Here is an 18,112-nt window from a genome sequence, read left to right on the forward strand (position 1 = left end):
CTAACGAATTACCAATTTCTGTCCCACTCTCTTTTATTTTATCCTAATACCAATTCATCACTAACCAAGGTTTCACCACTGTTTTGTTGGAAGAGGCGCATCAAATCTTCAACCGTTAGGTTTTTCTTTTCTTCTCCTTTGACGTCGACAACGACCTTGCCTTGGTAGAGCATGATCAAGCGGTTGCCGTATTCAATTGCATGGTTCATATCATGCGTAATCATCAAGGTTGTCAAATCATGGCTTTCCACGATCTTTTGTGTCAATTCCATGACCATTTCACTAGTTTTAGGATCGAGCGCTGCGGTATGTTCATCCAGAAGCAAGAGTTTTGGTCTAACCAAGGCTGCCATGACCAAGGTCAAAGCTTGACGTTGCCCACCAGACAAATATTGGGTATCCACCTTAAGACGGTTCTCTAAACCGATATTCAGTTCCTTCAAGGCTTCACGGAATAATTCGCGATCTTTCTCCCGAACTCCCCAGCTCAAACCACGAGATTTCCCCCGACGTTGGGCAATGGCCATATTTTCTTCAATGGTCAAACGTGAAGCTGTCCCCATCTTAGGATCTTGGAAGACACGCGCAATATCTTTCGCACGCTTTCGAACACTCGTATTTTTGATGGAGTTACCTTCTAGCAAGATATCCCCTTCATCCACAACTAGATTTCCTGCCAAGATATTCATCAAGGTTGATTTCCCAGCTCCATTTCCACCGATGACCGAAATGAAATCCCCTTCTTCTACTTGGAGATCCAAGCCTTTTAAGACATGGTTTTCATTAACCGTTCCTGCTTCAAATGTCTTATGAATGCCTTCAATTGATAATAATGTTGCCATACTTTTCTCCTACTTATTTCCTAACTTCAATCCGCGAACACGAAGACGTTTTTGCGCCTCAGGAGCGAACAAGACAATCGCGAGCAAGATCGCATTGAAGAGACGAACCATATTTTGATCGAGATTTGGGATCTCATAAATATTTAAGATAATCAAACGGTAAACAATGGCTCCAACCCCGATGGAAAGCAAGCGCCAACCAATGGTCAATTCGTGGATTAAAACTTCAGCGATAATCACAGCACTCAAGCCGACTACGATCGTCCCTGTACCAGAAGTCACATCTGAGAAACCATCATTTTGTGCAAACATGGCTCCACAAAGGGCAATCAAACCATTGGAAATCATGTAGCCCAACATCTTCATGTTATCTACATTGACCCCATTGGCCTCACTCATTGGAATGTTATCACCAGTCGAGCGCAAAACCAAGCCAAGTTGCGTCTTCATTAAGAGGGTCAACAAGATACAGACGATGATCAAGCAGGAAATACTAATCAAAAAGACAGATTCTTCATTAGAAAGACCTAATTTCATCACACTCTTGAAAATGGTACTAGAATCTCCGATAGAAAGGTTAGGAACCCCTCCCATGATTTTGATATTGATAGAGTAGAGACCCGTCAAAGTGACAATCCCTGTCAAGAGGGCTGGAATTTTCATTTTTGTATGGAGAATTCCAGAGACCAATCCTGCGATCATTCCGGCTAGGAAGCCCAACAAGGTTGCAAGCCAAGGGTTTCTTCCTGCTTGAATTTGGGAAGCTACAACTGCTGCCCCAAGTGGAAAGGCGCCTTCTGCCGTCATGTCGGCAATATCTAAAATTCGAAATGTTAAGTAAACACCGATCGCCATGATCGACCACAATAAACCTTCTGATAAACTTGATAAAACGAAATTCATCTCAAACCTCCTATTTTTCTACCTTCAACGAACTAATATCAATTCCAAGCTCTTTCGCCATCTCTTTATTGGTATGCAATTCTAATTTTTCAGGTGTTTCAACTGCAACTTTGCCAGGTTTCTCACCCTTCATGATGCGAATGGCCATCCGAGCAGCTTGTCTTCCCAATTCCTCATAATCAGTACCAAAGTTGTACAAGCCACCAGTAGCTACCATTTCAGCAGATCCACCAAAAACTGGTACCTTATGACTAATCGATACCTGTTTTACAGTTTCTATTGTAGAAGAGATAATATTGTCTGTCGGAACAAAGACGATATCTGCTTCCGACATGATACTGTCTGCTGCAGCTTTCACATTGTTACTATCGAGAATTGTTTTTTCAACCACTTGATAGCCTTTAGCTTCCAGAATCTTCTTCGCATTATCTTTTTGGACGACGGAGTTAGGCTCACTTTGCGTATAGAGGATCCCAACTGTTTTCGCCGTTGGAAGGACTTGCTTAATCATGTCTACCTGTGTAGAGATCGCATCGTCTGACTGGTCACTTGTCCCTGTGATATTGCCACCAGGCTCTTTCAAGTTTTTCACCAATTTCGCTGCCAATGGATCGGTCACAGCTGAGAAGACAACCGGCGTTGTTTTAGTCGTATTAGCCAAACTTTGAGCCGAAGGTGTTGCAATCGCAAAAACTAGATCACTTTTTTCCGCCAATTGTTTGGAAATGTTTTTCAGATTTCGTTGCTCTCCTTGAGCATTTTGGAAATCGATCTGGATATTTTTCCCATCCACATAGCCTTCTTTCTTCAACTCCTCGATAAAACCTTTCCGTGTCGCGTCGAGTGACTTATGGGTGATGTACTGGGAAATCCCAATCCGAAAGACATTGTCTTTTTTAGCATCCTTCAGATGGTGTAAGGTCACCAATGATGTTAACAAAAGGCCTACGACCAAAACTGGTGCCAGTAATTTTTTGACTACTTTCATTTAAAACTCCTTTTCTGCAAAATAAATAAAAAATCCGCTTAGATCATTCTCTAAACGGATGCTTGAAATTCTCCAACAAGTTACAAAACCTCGGTCCATTTAGATACTAGCTCTATGGACCATCATCAAAAATCTTAGCCACATAGATACAAACAAATTGCTTGGGTTGTTTGCATCCATGAGATCATGTCTACAAACACTATCTAAAGTAGCTAAAGTAAAATTTTTGAGTTGAAATGGCTTGTTGCTTCATGTTTATTTTCTGCTTTCTTTATTTATGGGTATTATCTTACCTTAATTTTTTTTTGCTGTCAAGACTATTTCAGAAATTTTTAAAATTTTTTGAAAATTCAACTAGCCCAAACAAGAAAAAAAACAGAGGCTGGAACACGTCCAAGCCTCTATTTTCTAGTCTTCTTTTGATTTTGTTTCTTCATCATCTTCGACGATCTCAGAAATTTCAACTTTTACCTTGGTCACACGACCATTTTTCACCTTGTCATTAGTCAAGATCAAGTGTTTCTTTTGACTATCGACTTCACAGCTGAGGCGTTCTTTCAAGGATGGAATCCGCCCAACTTCAGTCAAATAATACCCTGCAATAGTATCCACATCATCACTTTCCAACTCAACGCCAAAGTATTCATTAAAGTCGTTTAGTGACATAGCTCCTTGCACGACATAAGTATTATCCCCAATTTCAAAAACATCAATTTCAGCTTTGTCAGTCTCATCGTCAATTTCACCGACGATTTCTTCCAAGAGGTCTTCAAGAGTGACCAGCCCAGACATTCCACCATATTCATCGAGTAGAATGGCCATTTGATTTTGTGTATTACGCAATTCCTTCAAAAGATCATCCACAAAAATGGTCTCTGGAACAAACAAAGGTTCTTGTAAAATCTTTCTTAAGACAATATTATCAAAGCCATTGATAAATCCTTCGTTCAAGAGACGTTTGGTATGGATGAGGCCGATGACATTATCCTTGTCATCATCATAGACAGGAATCCGTGAAAAGTTTTGCTTAAGGATACTTTCAATAATTTCTTTGGTATCATCATTGATATCAACCATGAAGGCATCTGTCCGTGGGACCATGACTTCACGCGCTACCATTTCATCTAATGAAAAGATCCCTTGGAGCATCTCAATCTCGTCCGCATCTAGTGTTGCTTCACTATTGGTCAGCATATACTCGATTTCATCCCGCGTCATCTTTTCATCCGGATCATCGAATTCCATTGGCGTGATACGGCTCAAAAGGTTGGTCGATGCTGAAAGCAACCAAACAAAGGGGCTGACAATTTTTCCTAATAGAATCACAATCGGAGCTGTTCGAACAGCCAACTCATCTTTCAAGTTCATAGCGATTCGTTTCGGATAGAGTTCACCAAATACGATCGAAATATAAGTCAAAAATGCTAGAGATAAAAAGCTTCCAGTTGCAAGAGCCGTTTTGGTATTGCCCATCCATCCAGCAATGACATGTCCAAGGCTATCCGCAAGACTCGCCCCAGATAAGATGGTAATCAAGGTGATCCCCACCTGAATAGTGGATAAGAAATGGTTAGGTTGCTCCAATACGCTAAGAAGACGAATGTATTTTTTATCTCCTTCTTCAGCCTTTTGCTCTACACGAGAGCGATTCAACGATACCATTGACATTTCAGTCGCCGAGAAAAAGGCGTTCAATAATGTCAAAACAATCAATAAAATAAATTCCAGTAAAATTTCCTGACTGCCAGGGTCTTCCATGGATAATTTCCTCCAGTATATAATATTGTATATTATACCACAAAATAGGAGAGCCTGCATTCTTCTATAAAATTTTCTTTTTTTACCATCAAAAAATCAGGAACAAGTCCTGATTTTAGAATGTAAACATATTGTTTTTTCACATAAAATAACCTAAGTGACGCTGAAAACTTAAAACAAAATATATAATCGTTTCATTCAAACCTACACTGAAACTTACCGCTGTGAGAAAAGTGCTAGAAACACGATTGTTTCTAGCACTCGGGAGTTTTGAAACTTTAGGTTCAAAACTAAGTCATGGAACTTCTTCGAAGTTCGCTGACGTCCGTACTCACCTAAGGAAAGTTTCTAAGAAGGCTTTGTCTTTAGTGCTCTGCACTGGTAAAATCATAAAAGAAGGCATTGAGTTTTTCAACCAGCTCAAGCAATGAGAGACTACTTGTACAGATAAAAGGTTTTTTCTTTAATTCAGGCATCATAAAGTTGGCCACTACAACGTCGGCATCCGAAGCTTCAATATCATCCACTGTCAGATTGTACTCGATCATCTGCGTGAATTCAAAGTTATCTGTACAGTAGAAATCAAGAAAATCAATCATGGACTTAGCATGGTGATCGTCAAAACGACTGATAATCAAGACCTTAATGGACTTCCGACGGCGCAATAACTGCGGTAAGAGATGTTCCCAGTGAGTGTAAACCGTGTAGATCATATGCTTGATGATCTCATCATTCAAATCATGCATCATGGCCTTCATATAAGTGATGATATGGTCCTTCAAATCATCATAGAAGGCTGGGAAGATGCTCATGAAATCTTCGTTGGTATTGGTCTTGGTATCAAACAAGAGAAACTCCGAGAACAATTCTTTCCGACCTAGGTGAGCCGTATTGTGAACGTGCATCAACATCTCATCAAGATTTTCAATGTCTAAATCATAGGTATAACATAGATCCATAAACATATCTCTGATAAGTCTGGTCGATTCTTTGGCATAAGGATCAGTTTCTGCAGCTTCAATCAAGCTTTCAGGGCTGAAATAGAAATTCTCTTGAATAAAGATAATGAAGAACTGCTCCAGCACTTTTCCATTCAACTCGACACCCAGCTGCAAGCTAAAGTAGCGCAACATCTCCTCGACATTGGTCACCCCTTGATACTGGTCCTTATACTCATCATAGTTCGTTGGTATGTCAATAAAATAGCCCTGCTTAATACGTGATAAGTAAACTGTCAAGAGAACTTTATAAGACCTGATGACAGAGAAGGTCAATGGATAGCCATAGAGTTTGAAGAAGAAGGTGATCAAATCGGTCACAGCCTCTTCCTTAAATTCTGGGAAAGGCCATTCCATATAGTAATAACGCTCTGCAAAATATTGGGCATAAAAGAAACGAACGTCCACTTCATCCCCGACAAGATTCAAGGGTTTCAAATCAATCTTTACATTGTATTTGGTTTGAAGCTTCTGATTGATCGTCCGAATCAAGCGGTAGAAAGATTGGTAACTCAAATCAAACTTTCTGCAAATATATTCATTGGAAACATCCTTGTTGAAGAAAAGATATTCAATCAAGGCGAAGGCTTGTGATTCTTTAAAAAAGTGATGATAGATCACTTCTAGTCCAACCGAATCCTCATAACTGATTTTGATCCCATTGGTGGACGATTCAATTAAAAATTCATCAAATGTACTACGAAGATTAGACAAATCTTCTTTTAACGAACGTTCTGTACAATCCAAACGCTTGGCTAACTCTTTTAAGTGAAACCATCTTTTTTCCTTGATCAAGATCTCTAATAATTGGAGTTGACGTCTTTGTTTTTTCGATAAGAGCAGTCTCATCTTTCCCTACCTAATTTCATATTTTCTTTCAAAATTACTTATATTTTAACATATTTCATAGATCTTGTAGATTTTTTTCTGTATTTTTCTCAAAAAACTGTACAAAAAAAGACTCTAATGCCCATATAGGCGCTAGAGTCTAAGATTTATTAATGATGCCAAATTCTTCTTTTTTCTTCTGCTCCTTAGCAGCACGGTGGTTATCATAAAGATTCACCAAGAATTTTACAATTTCTTTTCCAATCGAATAGACAGGAATCGCAACGACCATCCCGATAATGCCGTAGATATTACTTGAGAGCAATAAGAGAACCATAATGGTAATCGGGTGAACCTTCATCACGCCTCCAACGATACGCGGATAAAGAATATTTCCATCGATCTGCTGGATAATCAACATGTAAATGACTGCTTTGATCATCATATCCATATCTGTGAAGGCATAGGTGATGATCATCGGAATCAAGCCGATGGTTGGTCCTACATATGGAATGAGGTTGGCCAACCCAGAAAAAATGGCAAAGACCAAAGCATACTTCAATCCAATAAAACTATAGCCAATGTAGGCTAGGGTTCCAATGATAAAGGCATCGATCGAAATCCCACTAATATAGCGAGAGACCGTTTCATTCAAACTAATCAAGAGGCTTGAAATGTGGAGTTTGTCATTGCGTAAAATGGTCCGCTCCAACATCGGTAATAACTTCTTCCCATCGACCAAGAAATAAACTAAGAAGACAGGGGTCATGATCAAGATAAAGACCGTATTGACAATGGTGTTAACCACACTTCCTAAACTGTTGGTCACACTATTCAAGAGATTTTGTAGGATATCCATATAAGAGAGATTCAACTGCTGAATCGTCGACTGGATATTCACATTCTGGAACAAAGGATTGGTCGAGAGTTTTCGAACCAAACTTTGAACTTCCCAGTAAAGTCCTTGAGTTGAATTGATCAAACTGGTTAACTGATTGATCAAGATAGGGAGCAGATAAAAGATCCCTAAACCAATGATTCCAAACAACAGAACTAAGGTGAGCAAAATCCCAAACACACGCTTGATTTTTAAGTGTTTTTCCAACAATTCAACAATCGGATTGGTAATGTAATATAAAAAACCTGCAATTAAAAATGGTAAGAGGATGGTATTCAGAACAGATACAAATGGAGAAATCAAAGTCCCCATTGATTTCCAAATATAGAAAATCACCGTCAATAATAAGATCTCACATGTCCAGAATAACAATTTACTATTTCGAAACATTCCTTACCTCCTGTTTTCTATTCTACCATATTTTATGTTAGAATAAAGGAGATTTTAATCAAAAGGATAAAGTTATGAATAATTTGATTGAACTACAAGACGTCAATTTGATCCGCAATGGAAAATCTCTTTTAAAAGAGATTAACTGGCAAGTGAAAGAAAATGAATGCTGGGCCATTTTAGGCCTCAATGGGGCAGGAAAATCGACTCTCCTCAAACTGCTTATGTCTGAATACTGGGCTAGTTCTGGCCAGGTAACGGTCCTTGGAACCCGCTTTGGAGAAGGAGGTATTCCTGAGTTGCGAAAGCGTATTGGGATCGTTAGCTCCTTTATTTCAGAAAGACTGCCAGAGCATCTTTTGACAGAGCAAATTGTCCTAACCGGTCAATACAAGAGTAGTATCTTATATGCTGCATACGGGGAGGAAGAACTAAACTGGGCACGGGATATGCTAACTTCAATTGGAGCTAGCTCTTTGATCGGTCGCAAATACCGGGAGCTCTCCCAGGGAGAAAAGCAGACCATTCTCATTGCACGGAGCCTCATGGACCAGCCAGATCTGATCATTTTTGACGAAGCTTCTAGTGGATTGGATCTCTTTGCCAGAGAAAAACTCCTCCGTCAGATCCATCATATCAAACAACTGGATCACGCGCCTACCATGATCTACGTCACCCACCATGCCGAGGAAATTACAAAAGATATGACCCATGTCCTTTTACTCAAACACGGCCAAGTGGTCGAGCAAGGACCGAAGGAAAAGATCCTAACTCCCCATGTCCTTAGCCAATTTTATAAAGCACCCGTATCCCTTATTGATCTAGGTGATGAGCGACTCTTTGTCAAACCGGAAATCAAACACACAGAAGACTATGAATAAATAAAAAGTGCTAAGATTATATCTTAACACTTTTCAGATTTAAGACCAAGCCATCTAAGAAACTTCCCTTAAGTGAGTACGGACGTCAGCGACCTTCTTCGAAGTTCCATGACTTAGTTTTGAACCTAAAGTTTCAAAACTCCCGAGTTCTTGAAATAAAAGGATTTCAAGAACTATTCTCACGGCGGAAAGTTTCATCATTTTTTTGATTGATTCAAAAAATTGGGAATAATTCTGATTTTTTTATAACTTCTTCTAGATTCCTTTGTACCATAATGTTTTTCCATATCCTGAAAAGTGCTAAGATTTTTATCTTAGCACTTTTTGCTTTTATCGATTCCGTGCATACTCGATCATATCATATGGAAGCGTATTGGCACTTTCTCTTAGGGAATAGCTTTCTAATTCATTGACATTTTGTCGCATACGGCGCGCTTGCTTGGCGGTAATCAGGTGTTGCGCTTCATATTCAAAAATAATCTTACGCTCCAAATAATAGCCTCTCAACATTTCATCGATATTATTTGGTTTCACGCGATTAATAACCCGCTCCACAAAGGCCCCACTGGTAATAATGGCTGTCTCTCTCAGACGGGATTCTTGTAGGAAAGAGATCAAACTGCTCCGATAAATCCCCTTGAGGTCTTCCAAACTTTCGATGATGATTTCCGTATTGGCCAGATAAAGGGCCGCAATCTGGTCATAATCAATAGCCTCTAACTTGCTGTCTTCTCGGGTCCACCAGTTTCGCAAGCCAGACCCAAAAGTTAAGATCTCATGAACTAATAAACGCAAAAGGCGGAAAGACACCAAGAGGTAATAGGTTAAACGAGACGAAAGATTGCGATTGACACGTTGCTCCATATTGCGAAGATAGCGTTGGTAGACGCGGTAGCCCCGCTCTCGAATCTTTCCTTCTTCATAGGCTTGTTCCAAGCCATCACTTTCAATACTCAAAATCAGGAGCTTCAACTGTTCCCAGTCCTTTTGAATGAGCCTGTTTTCTTGGCCTAGAATCAAGTTTTCTATACGACCATGGTAGTTATCAATCGCCGCATACAAGGGACCCTTGTGCTTGCTATTTTTTAGGTCTGCTTCTAACTCCATGACGACATCATTTAAAATCGCGATCTGCATCAGGTAGTCATTTGTTTCTTCCTTGTCTTCTGATAATTTTGGAAGTACCACTAAGCCAGCAATAAAGCTGACAAGGGTAACTCCTGCCACTAAAAAGAGTAGGATGGGGTATTCTTTTTCGATTTTGGTTGGAATCAAAAGAATCGTCGCAATCGAAACCGTTCCCTTCACACCTGAAAAGGTCAGCAATAAGGCATCCTTTAGATAATTTCTCAACGATTTTTTTAGTCGAACCGTTCGGAACCAATAAAAGAGGTAAACCATGACAAAACGAATCAAAAAGAGCAAGGCTGTCAACAGAAAGACAGAAAGAACTAAAAGAAGATTATTGTAAATGGGACTACTTAAGATGGGCTTGGCGATCATTTCCAATTCCATTCCTAAGATAACAAAGACCGAGCCATTTAAGATAAAGTTGACCGTATTCCAGACAGTATGACTCACAGTATCCACCCGCGCTTCAAGTAGGGTAATGTGCTTAAAGCGACTGGCTTTTAGGATCCCTGACACAACTACTGCAATGATACCAGAGACATGGAGTTCTTCTGCAAGGAAGAAGGTCAACAGAGGGAGGCTCAGTTCTAATAACAATTCACTGGCAATATCACTGGCGCGAACACTCAAGAGCAAGGTTTGCAACCAACGGTTCACAAAGGCCGTCAAGATCCCCACCGCAAATCCTCCAATAATGGAGATTCCTAAGGAAACCCCTGCCTCTCCAAGGGAGAAACTTCCGGTCGCAAGGGCTGCCAAGGCCACTCGAAAGGCAACTAGACCTGAGGCATCATTTAGTAACCCCTCGCCTTTTAAGATATTCGAAACCCGCTTTGGAAAGCTAAAGCGCTCAGATAGGGAAGCAAAGGCTACTAAGTCTGTAGGTCCAAGGGCTGCCCCAACTGCCATACAGGCTGCTAAAGGAAGGCTCAGCCACAAAGAGTGAGCTGCCCAGCCCAAACTAATGGTTGAGATAAAAATCACTGGAAAAATCAAATAGAGGATGACCCGCCAGTGCTTTAAGACAGAAGTAATATCTGCTTCTTCTGCTTCTCGAAATAAGAGAGGGCCAATAACCAAGGCCAGAAAGAGCTCGGTATCCAGATGGAAATTTTCTTCTGGCACAAAGAGGGCCCAACCAATCCCTAGTAAAATTTGAATCAAGGGCAGAGGAAGGCTCGGCACAAGTTTATTGGTAGCATTTGAGACGATCAAAATCATCGAAAAGATCACTGCATAAAGGAGTAGTTCCATATCACTCCCTCCCTAACGTTCTTGGCAGCAGGTCTCAAATTGCTGTTTTAACTCCGCAATCTTTTGGTCTGTCTTGGTTACATCCTTGTGCTCAATCTTCTTTTGGCACCGTTCCATCTCAAGCGAAACCAATTTCTTTTTTATTTTGAGCATCTTTTTGGTCATATGGGCTTCATCATAAAAACCTATTGCACGCTCGTGGATGGTTGATTCGACAAAATGATGTCTCAATCCTTCAATTTTATTCTTTAAATATTCTTTATCCATGACGGTAGCTTTCTAATTTTTCGATCATGACCAAAAATGGTGGCTGATTCACTTGATTCAGTGTTCGGTAGATGGTCGCTGTATAGTCTTTTTGAGGGAGCTGACTGACGAAGTCCAGCACTGCATCACGCTCGATGTCTCCTCCCTCATGACCATAATAGATCATAATAGCCATTCGCCCACCTTTTTCTAGGCGAGCACAGATTTTTTCCATCGCTTCAATCGTGGTAGCAGGAAGAGTAATGACCGACTTATCTGCAGATGGCAGATAACCCAGATTAAAAATAGCTGCTTTGAGGTTCTCCACATATTGGTCCACATGATGGTGGCCATCCAAAATCAACCGGACCTGTTGAAGCCCCAACTTGTCCAATCTTTCTTGGGTATTTACAAGTGCCTGCTCTTGAATATCAAAGGCATAGACCTGACCTGCAAGTTGGGCTAAAAAGGCGGTATCATGTCCATTTCCCATGGTCGCATCCACCACCACATCTTCTTTGGTGATGACTTCTGCTAAAAATTGATGGGCCATTTCAAGTGGTCGAAGCATCGGCAGTCTCCTTTTCTTCTAGCTTACATCCTTGGGTACTTCCACGACGACGCATTTCAGTTTCAATGGCGTTTAGGACTTCCCATTTGTTGAGGCTCCACATAGGGCCAATCAACATATCTCGTGGCGCATCCCCGGTAATCCGGTGGATGACAATGTGTTTGGGGATGATCTCCAACTGGTCACAGATGACCTTGACATACTCCTCCTGGCTCATGAGTTGAAGTCGTCCTTCATGATAGTCCCGTTGCATCCGTGTATTGGTCATCAAATGCAAGAGGTGCAACTTGATGCCATCAATTTCATTATCAGTCACACAATGGCGAACATTTTCCACCATCATCTCATGCGTTTCCCCAGGAAGGCCATTGATCAAATGGGAGACGATCTCTGCCTTGGGCACCTGTTTGCGAATCCGCTTGACGGTTTCAACATAGAGGCCATAACTATGGGCCCGATTGATCAATTCAGAAGTCGCTTCATAAGTCGTCTGAAGTCCCAACTCAATCGTCACATGCATGCGCTCTGTCAGCTCTGCTAGGTAGGCCAAGGTCTCATCTGGTAAACAGTCCGGACGCGTACCAATGTTGATTCCTACCACTCCTGGTTCATTGATGGCCTGTTCATACCGCTCTCGAATGACTTCCACTTTATCGTGGGTATTGGTAAAATTTTGAAAATAGACCAGGTACTTCTTCACATCTGGCCATTTCCGATGCATAAAATCAATCTCTTTGTAAAACTGTTCTCGAATCGGAGCTTCTGGGGCCACAATGGCATCTCCTGAACCTGAGACCGTACAAAAAGTACAGCCACCGTGGGCGACTGTTCCGTCTCGATTGGGACAATCAAAGCCTGCATCAATAGGGACTTTAAAGGTCTTTTCTCCAAATAAGGTTCGATAATAATTATTCAAGGTATTATAGGATTTCATACCCTTCATTATAGCAAAAAAAGAATCGAACTCAAAACGCGAGTTCAACTCCTAGTTGTTAGATGCTTATTTTTGCTTCCCTGTAAAGCGCCATTGAAATCGCAAGCGATCATACAAGGGATACTCAAACTGTAAGACAGCAAGACCCAAAATCATACTGCCGAGAACGTCTGATGGGTAGTGGACCCCGACATAAACGCGGGAAACCACAATGGTCACGATTCCCAGAACCAGCAAGCCTTGAAGGCAATAGCGGGCTGTTTTATTTTTTACATGTTGGCCAATTATGATGATCAAACTTCCCAAAACAAGGGTAGACGCCAGTGAATGACCACTCGGGAAAGAAAAGCCTTTTTCCTCTACTAGATGAAGAATACTTGGTCTCGGTCTCTGGTAGATATTCTTTAGAAGAAGAACCAAAAGACCAGTCAATACCAGATTGCTCCCTAGAAAAAGAGCTTCACTGTACCATTTCTTATAGGCAAAGACCACTAGCAGAAGGCCTACCCAGATGACAATGATCTTGGTATCCATGACATGGGTCACCTTGGTAAAGAAGGCCGTCAGTGCTGCAGGCAGATCGCCTCGAATAGCAGACTGAATCGTGCTATCAAAGCCTGTTAATTGTTGCGGGTAAAAGCGAATCACATACCCGAGAATGACAAAAATGAGAAGGGCGAAGCTTGCCTTCGCCCAATGTTGTTGTTTATTTTTCATATTTTTTCAAAATCGGTTGCAATAAGGTATAGATCAACCCAAATGCGATGGCCCAAATCACTCCTTCGATCAGGTTAAACGGTGCAACCATTGCGGCTAAATAGTGGACAAGCCCTAGTGTTTTCGAAATATCATAGTTCATAAAACGAGCATACAAAGGGATTGCATAGACATAGTTCACCAATACCATCGTGATACTCAAGCTGATCGTTCCAACAATCGTTGCCAGGACAAATCGTCCATGGGTCCGTTCCTTGTTCCAAATCCATGCAAAAGCAAGGACAAAAACAAGAACTCCAATGATATTGATTGGTAATCCGATCAAGGTTTCAAGCCCCTTATTATTAAGGGCTAACTTAAGAACAGATCGGATCAAGGTTACCCAAACGGCACTTTTAAAATCCAATAGGACCAAGGCCAACAAAATGGCGATGATACTCAAATCAATTTTGAAGAAATCTATCAAGAAAGAAAATTGATAGAACATCAAAATAAAAGATAAAGCGGATAAAACAGCCACTAGGGTCAGTTTACGTGTATTTGTCATAACAGGTTCCTCCAATTTTTTAAAAATTAGAGAAGCTGGAAAGACGTCTACTCCATCATTCTACTCTAAACTATTTAAACAAAGCTTAAACTAGAAACTATTCTAGTTACTTTAGCTGATCTCCATCGAAACATGCCGTTCGTCAACCTTAGACTCCAACGTACTATTCCCATGAACCAGCTCTAAACAGATCAGAATAGCTGTCAGTCTATTCGTCTCTCGTCTTCTCCCATCCAGACTATACTGTCGGTTGTGGAGTCACACCACATCAGCTTGCGCTCGCGGACTTCTTTTAGAGTATGGAAAAGAACATTTCCTAGTAAAAGTCACCGCCGGTCGGGAATTACACCCTGCCCTGAAGACTTCTTAATCATAACAAAAAAAACTTGCTAAGGCAAGTTTTGTAACTTTATAGATTACATCGTTCGGGTTTTAACTTTTCGTTCTTATTTGAGCTTGTCGTTCTCATAACGATGGCTCAACTCCAGCCCCTTAAAACCTTGCTGGCGGAGTGCCTCATAGACAATCATGCAGACGGTATTGGAGACATTTAAACTACGGACATGCTCATCATTCATCGGAATGCGAATAGCCTTCTCTTCATGCTGGCGCATAAAATCTTCCGGTAAACCTTTATCCTCGCGTCCAAACAAGAAATAATGGGACTTCCCATCCTGATAAGAAACGTCTGAATAGGTCTGATTTGCAAACTTGGACACTAGGTGCACCTGACCATCGCGCGCCGCTTCCATAAACTCTTCTAGACTATCATAAAAACGGACATCCAGCTTGTCCCAATAATCGAGACCTGCTCGCTTCATTTTGCGATCATCGATTGGAAAAGCCATAGGGCGAATGATATGTAAGGGGGAATTGGTCGCCGCACAAGTCCGTGCAATATTTCCCGTATTTTGTGGAATCTGAGGTTGGAACAAGACGATGTGGTTTTGAGCTGCTGACTCTTGGTAGTCCAGTTCTTCAATATTCATACTCGATCTCTTTCTGATAAAAAAATAGCCACACTGCCCGGAGTCAAGCTCAGCAAACAGCGTGGTTACAGCTTCATTAACTTAACTCACAACAGGTTTGAGGTAAATCAACGAAGGTACTTTCTAAGTATATCACTTTTGAAGCTCCTGTCAATAGTTTTTTTAGATTTTTTTAAGAAACTTTCTCAAAGTTTTCAATCCCTCCTAGCTCTACTCTTTTGACGATTTTTCCTACTTGTTCTTAGCTTCTCAAAATTCCGCCAGAAAATCCTTAAAAAAGATGAATTTTTCTTGAAAATAGAGTATGATAGAAGCATACTCTGGAGGTATTCTATGAAAATTATTGTTGTTGGTGGAGGAAAGGTCGGAACGGCCCTTTGTCGTTCTCTTGTTGCTGAAAACCACGATGTTATTTTGATCGAAAAAGACGAATCCGTTCTTAACCATATTACCAAACGGTTTGATATCATTGGAATTTTAGGGAATGGGGCGAACTTCAAGATCTTGGAACAAGCGGATGTTGAAAACTGCGATATCTTCATTTCCATGACCGAGTACGACGAGGTTAACATGGTTTCTGCAGTTTTGGCTAAAAAAATGGGAGCCAAAGAGACCATCGTTCGGGTGCGGAATCCGGAATATTCCAATTCCTACTTCAAGGAAAAAAATATCTTGGGCTTCTCCCTAGTTGTCAATCCGGAATTGCTGACAGCTCGTTATATTGCCAATATCATTGACTTTCCAAATGCCCTTTCTGTGGAGCATTTTGCCAATGGCCGGGTTGCCTTGATGGAATTTAAGATCAAGCCAGATAGCAATCTCTGCAATATGAGCCTCTCCCAATTCCGAAAGAAATACGGAAATGTCATTGTTTGTGCGATCGAGCGTGGCAACGAACTCACCATTCCAAACGGAGATTTTGTCTTGCAACCTCAAGACAAGATTTTTGTAACGGGTAATCGGATCGAGGTTGTTCTTTTCCACAACAATGTTCGCCCACAGGTCATTAAAAGCATGATGATCATTGGTGCTGGGAAAATTGCCTACTACCTACTCAATATTCTTCAAGATGTGCGCCGCAAGATCGATCTCAAGGTCTTAGAGGTAAATCGTGAACGGGCAGAATTCTTTAGTCAGGAATTTCCTGATCTCTATGTCGTCCATGGAGACGGAACCGCTAAAGACATTCTTTTAGAAGAGAGTGCCAATAACTTCGATGCTGTGGCTACTTTGACAGGGGTCGATGAAGAAAACATCATCACCTCTATGTTCTTGGATTCTGTCGGAGTCAAAAAGAACATTACCAAGGTCAACCGAACCAGTCTGTTGGAGATCATTGGCGATCAAGATATGACCAGTATCGTTACGCCAAAACGCATCGCCGTAGACACCATTATGCACTTTATTCGCGGGCGATACAATGCACAGTTCTCAAACCTAGAAGCTTTGCACCATGTCGCAAACGGCCGGATTGAAACCTTGCAGTTCCAAATCAAGGAAGACAATAAACTAACCCAATATCCCCTCTCTGAATTGAAATTAAAAAAAGGCGTCTTAATCGCTGCCATTATTCGAGATGGTAAGGCTATTTTCCCTAATGGAGATGACCGTTTGATGGTAGGAGATCGGATTGTTGTGACCACCTTGATTCAAAATGTCACTAAAATCTACGATTTAGTTGAGAGGTAAGCCTGATGAATAGAAGCATGATTCGTTACCTCTTGTCCAAGCTCCTCTTAATCGAGGCAGCTCTCCTGATCGTTCCCTTAGTCGTCGCTACGATCTATCAGGAACCTGCCAAGGTTTTTGTCTCTATTGGGGCAACCATGGCCATCTTACTTGGGCTGGGGCTACTTGGTAGTTTTCACAAACCAAAGGATTTTCACATCTATGCTAAAGAAGGAGTCCTGATTGTAGCACTCTGTTGGATCCTCTGGTCCTTCTTCGGGGCCCTTCCCTTTGTCTTTTCGGGACAAATCCCCAACATTATCGATGCCTTCTTTGAAGTCAGCTCTGGCTTTACAACAACAGGGGCAACGATTTTAGATGATGTGGGTGTCCTCAGCCACTCCCTCCTCTTTTGGCGCAGTTTCACCCACTTGATTGGGGGGATGGGAGTATTGGTCTTCGCCCTTGCGATTATGGACAATAACAAGAACAGCCACCTCGAAGTCATGAAGGCGGAAGTTCCTGGTCCAGTTTTTGGGAAGGTCGTTTCCAAATTAAAAAACACAGCTCAAATCCTCTACTTCTTGTACTTGGGCTTGTTCTTCCTCTTTGTAGTTATTTATTTCCTTGCTGGCATGCCCCTTTATGATAGTTTTGTCATCGCCATGGGGACGGCTGGGACCGGGGGCTTTACCGTTTTTAACGACGGAATTGCCCACTACAATAGTAGTTTAATCACCTATTTGGTCAGTATTGGGGTTTTAGTCTTCGGGGTTAACTTTAACCTCTACTACTTCCTCATGATCCGAAAATTCAAGGCCTTCTTTAAAGATGAGGAATTGCGGACCTATATCACCATCGTCCTCGTGTCCAGTGTCTTGATCGCTTACAATGTCCTTCATCTCTATGCCAATGTCGCTAAGAGTTTTGAGATTTCCTTCTTCCAAGTTTCCAATATCATCACCACCACCGGTTTTGGTTATGGAACGACGGAAAAATGGCCTCTCTTTTCTCAATTCATCCTCTTGATGCTGATGGTGGTCGGTGGATCTGCTGGATCGACCGCTGGGGGACTTAAAGTCATTCGGTGCTTGACCTTATGGCGAATCGCAAAAAATCAGGTTCTTTCGACCTTGTCTCCGAATCGCGTTCTAACCTTGCATGTCAATGATACGGTATTGGATAAGGATACACAGCATCAGATCCTCAAGTACTTTACAATATACAGTTTTATCACAATCGGCTTGCTCTTTGTAGTCAGTCTAGACAATAATAACTTCATGACGGTTGTCAGCGCTATCTTTAGTTGTTTCAACAACATTGGACCTATGATTGGAACAGGTCAAACCTTCTCCATCTTTAGTCCCATTTCAAAACTGTTACTTTCCTTAGCCATGATTGCCGGACGACTTGAAATCTATCCAATGATTCTTCTCTTCCTCCCTAAAACATGGTCTAAACGCTGATAGACAACTCTTATACAAAATCAACGAGAGTGGGACAGAAATCGGTAATTCGTTAGAATTCGATTTCGTCGTCCCACCTCCGCACAGTTGAGTAGGGCTGTAA

General features: G+C 41.4%; 16 protein-coding genes and 1 riboswitch. Of the genes, 3 read left to right on the top strand and 13 right to left on the bottom strand.

Annotated features, from left to right (window positions below; all coding sequences use genetic code 11):
• Nucleotides 1-38: 38 nt before the first annotated feature.
• From HMPREF2904_RS10130 to HMPREF2904_RS10155, 6 genes are all read right to left on the bottom strand, one after another.
• Nucleotides 39-842: an ABC transporter ATP-binding protein gene (locus HMPREF2904_RS10130; protein ID WP_014713718.1), complete on the bottom strand. Its 804-nt coding sequence runs from the start codon at nucleotides 840-842 to the stop codon at nucleotides 39-41.
• A 9-nt stretch (nucleotides 843-851) separates the two neighbouring features.
• On the bottom strand, nucleotides 852-1,745 hold the full coding sequence (locus HMPREF2904_RS10135; protein WP_014713719.1) for an ABC transporter permease: 894 nt from the start codon (nucleotides 1,743-1,745) through the stop codon (nucleotides 852-854).
• A 10-nt stretch (nucleotides 1,746-1,755) separates the two neighbouring features.
• On the bottom strand, nucleotides 1,756-2,733 hold the full coding sequence (locus HMPREF2904_RS10140) for an ABC transporter substrate-binding protein (RefSeq protein ID WP_070662512.1): 978 nt from the start codon (nucleotides 2,731-2,733) through the stop codon (nucleotides 1,756-1,758).
• A gap of 408 nt (nucleotides 2,734-3,141) precedes the next feature.
• Nucleotides 3,142-4,491, bottom strand: a complete 1,350-nt coding sequence (locus tag HMPREF2904_RS10145; RefSeq protein WP_070662514.1) for a hemolysin family protein — start codon at nucleotides 4,489-4,491, stop codon at nucleotides 3,142-3,144.
• A gap of 365 nt (nucleotides 4,492-4,856) precedes the next feature.
• Nucleotides 4,857-6,338: an AcpB/EbpR/MafR family transcriptional regulator gene (locus tag HMPREF2904_RS10150; RefSeq protein ID WP_070662520.1), complete on the bottom strand. Its 1,482-nt coding sequence runs from the start codon at nucleotides 6,336-6,338 to the stop codon at nucleotides 4,857-4,859.
• Between the two features lie 139 nt (nucleotides 6,339-6,477).
• Nucleotides 6,478-7,605, bottom strand: a complete 1,128-nt coding sequence (locus HMPREF2904_RS10155; protein WP_070662523.1) for an AI-2E family transporter — start codon at nucleotides 7,603-7,605, stop codon at nucleotides 6,478-6,480.
• Nucleotides 7,606-7,679: 74 nt separating this feature from the next.
• On the opposite strand from HMPREF2904_RS10155, the gene HMPREF2904_RS10160 reads away from it, so the two are divergent.
• The gene (locus tag HMPREF2904_RS10160) at nucleotides 7,680-8,486 is read left to right on the top strand and encodes an ABC transporter ATP-binding protein (RefSeq protein ID WP_070662526.1); all 807 of its coding nucleotides are present in this window, start codon (nucleotides 7,680-7,682) and stop codon (nucleotides 8,484-8,486) included.
• A gap of 330 nt (nucleotides 8,487-8,816) precedes the next feature.
• On the opposite strand, the gene HMPREF2904_RS10165 is transcribed toward HMPREF2904_RS10160, so the two are convergent.
• From HMPREF2904_RS10165 to trmL, 7 genes are all read right to left on the bottom strand, one after another.
• A complete protein-coding gene (locus HMPREF2904_RS10165; protein ID WP_070662529.1) occupies nucleotides 8,817-10,871 on the bottom strand; it encodes a cation:proton antiporter in 2,055 nt (684 codons plus the stop codon).
• A gap of 12 nt (nucleotides 10,872-10,883) precedes the next feature.
• Nucleotides 10,884-11,138, bottom strand: coding sequence for a hypothetical protein (locus tag HMPREF2904_RS10170; protein WP_023918874.1), 255 nt, complete (start codon nucleotides 11,136-11,138; stop codon nucleotides 10,884-10,886).
• Nucleotides 11,131-11,688, bottom strand: coding sequence for a tRNA 5-(aminomethyl)-2-thiouridylate-methyltransferase MnmM (locus HMPREF2904_RS10175; protein WP_070662532.1), 558 nt, complete (start codon nucleotides 11,686-11,688; stop codon nucleotides 11,131-11,133). The genes HMPREF2904_RS10170 and HMPREF2904_RS10175 overlap by 8 nt, the downstream gene beginning before the upstream one ends.
• Nucleotides 11,672-12,631, bottom strand: a complete 960-nt coding sequence (locus tag HMPREF2904_RS10180; protein ID WP_083307564.1) for a tRNA modification radical SAM protein MnmL/YtqA — start codon at nucleotides 12,629-12,631, stop codon at nucleotides 11,672-11,674. The genes HMPREF2904_RS10175 and HMPREF2904_RS10180 overlap by 17 nt, the downstream gene beginning before the upstream one ends.
• Before the next feature lie 57 nt (nucleotides 12,632-12,688).
• Nucleotides 12,689-13,339: a phosphatase PAP2 family protein gene (locus HMPREF2904_RS10185; protein ID WP_070662538.1), complete on the bottom strand. Its 651-nt coding sequence runs from the start codon at nucleotides 13,337-13,339 to the stop codon at nucleotides 12,689-12,691.
• Complete coding sequence (locus HMPREF2904_RS10190) at nucleotides 13,329-13,901, bottom strand: ECF transporter S component (protein WP_324252899.1); 573 nt, start codon at nucleotides 13,899-13,901, stop codon at nucleotides 13,329-13,331. Before HMPREF2904_RS10190 ends, HMPREF2904_RS10185 begins: the two co-directional genes overlap by 11 nt.
• A gap of 202 nt (nucleotides 13,902-14,103) precedes the next feature.
• Nucleotides 14,104-14,253: riboswitch (FMN riboswitch) on the bottom strand.
• Between the two features lie 79 nt (nucleotides 14,254-14,332).
• Complete coding sequence (gene trmL / locus HMPREF2904_RS10195) at nucleotides 14,333-14,875, bottom strand: tRNA (uridine(34)/cytosine(34)/5-carboxymethylaminomethyluridine(34)-2'-O)-methyltransferase TrmL (RefSeq protein ID WP_070662541.1); 543 nt, start codon at nucleotides 14,873-14,875, stop codon at nucleotides 14,333-14,335.
• 333 nt (nucleotides 14,876-15,208) lie between these two features.
• Here trmL and trkA point away from each other — a divergent pair, with 333 nt between their 5' ends.
• Nucleotides 15,209-16,564 (top strand): Trk system potassium transporter TrkA, encoded by a 1,356-nt coding sequence (gene trkA / locus HMPREF2904_RS10200; RefSeq protein ID WP_049488467.1) that lies wholly within the window; start codon nucleotides 15,209-15,211, stop codon nucleotides 16,562-16,564.
• A 5-nt stretch (nucleotides 16,565-16,569) separates the two neighbouring features.
• Complete coding sequence (locus tag HMPREF2904_RS10205) at nucleotides 16,570-18,009, top strand: TrkH family potassium uptake protein (RefSeq protein ID WP_070662544.1); 1,440 nt, start codon at nucleotides 16,570-16,572, stop codon at nucleotides 18,007-18,009.
• The last annotated feature ends 103 nt before the right edge of the window (nucleotides 18,010-18,112 follow it).

The organism is Streptococcus sp. HMSC072G04 (assembly GCF_001813295.1).
Lineage (GTDB): Bacteria > Bacillota > Bacilli > Lactobacillales > Streptococcaceae > Streptococcus.

Coding starts and splice junctions, on each gene's coding strand:
- HMPREF2904_RS10130 (WP_014713718.1), bottom strand. CDS start 842: ATGGCAACATTATTATCAATTGAAGGCATTCATAAGACATTTGAAGCA.
- HMPREF2904_RS10135 (WP_014713719.1), bottom strand. CDS start 1,745: ATGAATTTCGTTTTATCAAGTTTATCAGAAGGTTTATTGTGGTCGATC.
- HMPREF2904_RS10140 (WP_070662512.1), bottom strand. CDS start 2,733: ATGAAAGTAGTCAAAAAATTACTGGCACCAGTTTTGGTCGTAGGCCTT.
- HMPREF2904_RS10145 (WP_070662514.1), bottom strand. CDS start 4,491: ATGGAAGACCCTGGCAGTCAGGAAATTTTACTGGAATTTATTTTATTG.
- HMPREF2904_RS10150 (WP_070662520.1), bottom strand. CDS start 6,338: ATGAGACTGCTCTTATCGAAAAAACAAAGACGTCAACTCCAATTATTA.
- HMPREF2904_RS10155 (WP_070662523.1), bottom strand. CDS start 7,605: ATGTTTCGAAATAGTAAATTGTTATTCTGGACATGTGAGATCTTATTA.
- HMPREF2904_RS10160 (WP_070662526.1), top strand. CDS start 7,680: ATGAATAATTTGATTGAACTACAAGACGTCAATTTGATCCGCAATGGA.
- HMPREF2904_RS10165 (WP_070662529.1), bottom strand. CDS start 10,871: ATGGAACTACTCCTTTATGCAGTGATCTTTTCGATGATTTTGATCGTC.
- HMPREF2904_RS10170 (WP_023918874.1), bottom strand. CDS start 11,138: ATGGATAAAGAATATTTAAAGAATAAAATTGAAGGATTGAGACATCAT.
- HMPREF2904_RS10175 (WP_070662532.1), bottom strand. CDS start 11,688: ATGCTTCGACCACTTGAAATGGCCCATCAATTTTTAGCAGAAGTCATC.
- HMPREF2904_RS10180 (WP_083307564.1), bottom strand. CDS start 12,631: ATGAAGGGTATGAAATCCTATAATACCTTGAATAATTATTATCGAACC.
- HMPREF2904_RS10185 (WP_070662538.1), bottom strand. CDS start 13,339: ATGAAAAATAAACAACAACATTGGGCGAAGGCAAGCTTCGCCCTTCTC.
- trmL (WP_070662541.1), bottom strand. CDS start 14,875: ATGAATATTGAAGAACTGGACTACCAAGAGTCAGCAGCTCAAAACCAC.
- trkA (WP_049488467.1), top strand. CDS start 15,209: ATGAAAATTATTGTTGTTGGTGGAGGAAAGGTCGGAACGGCCCTTTGT.
- HMPREF2904_RS10205 (WP_070662544.1), top strand. CDS start 16,570: ATGAATAGAAGCATGATTCGTTACCTCTTGTCCAAGCTCCTCTTAATC.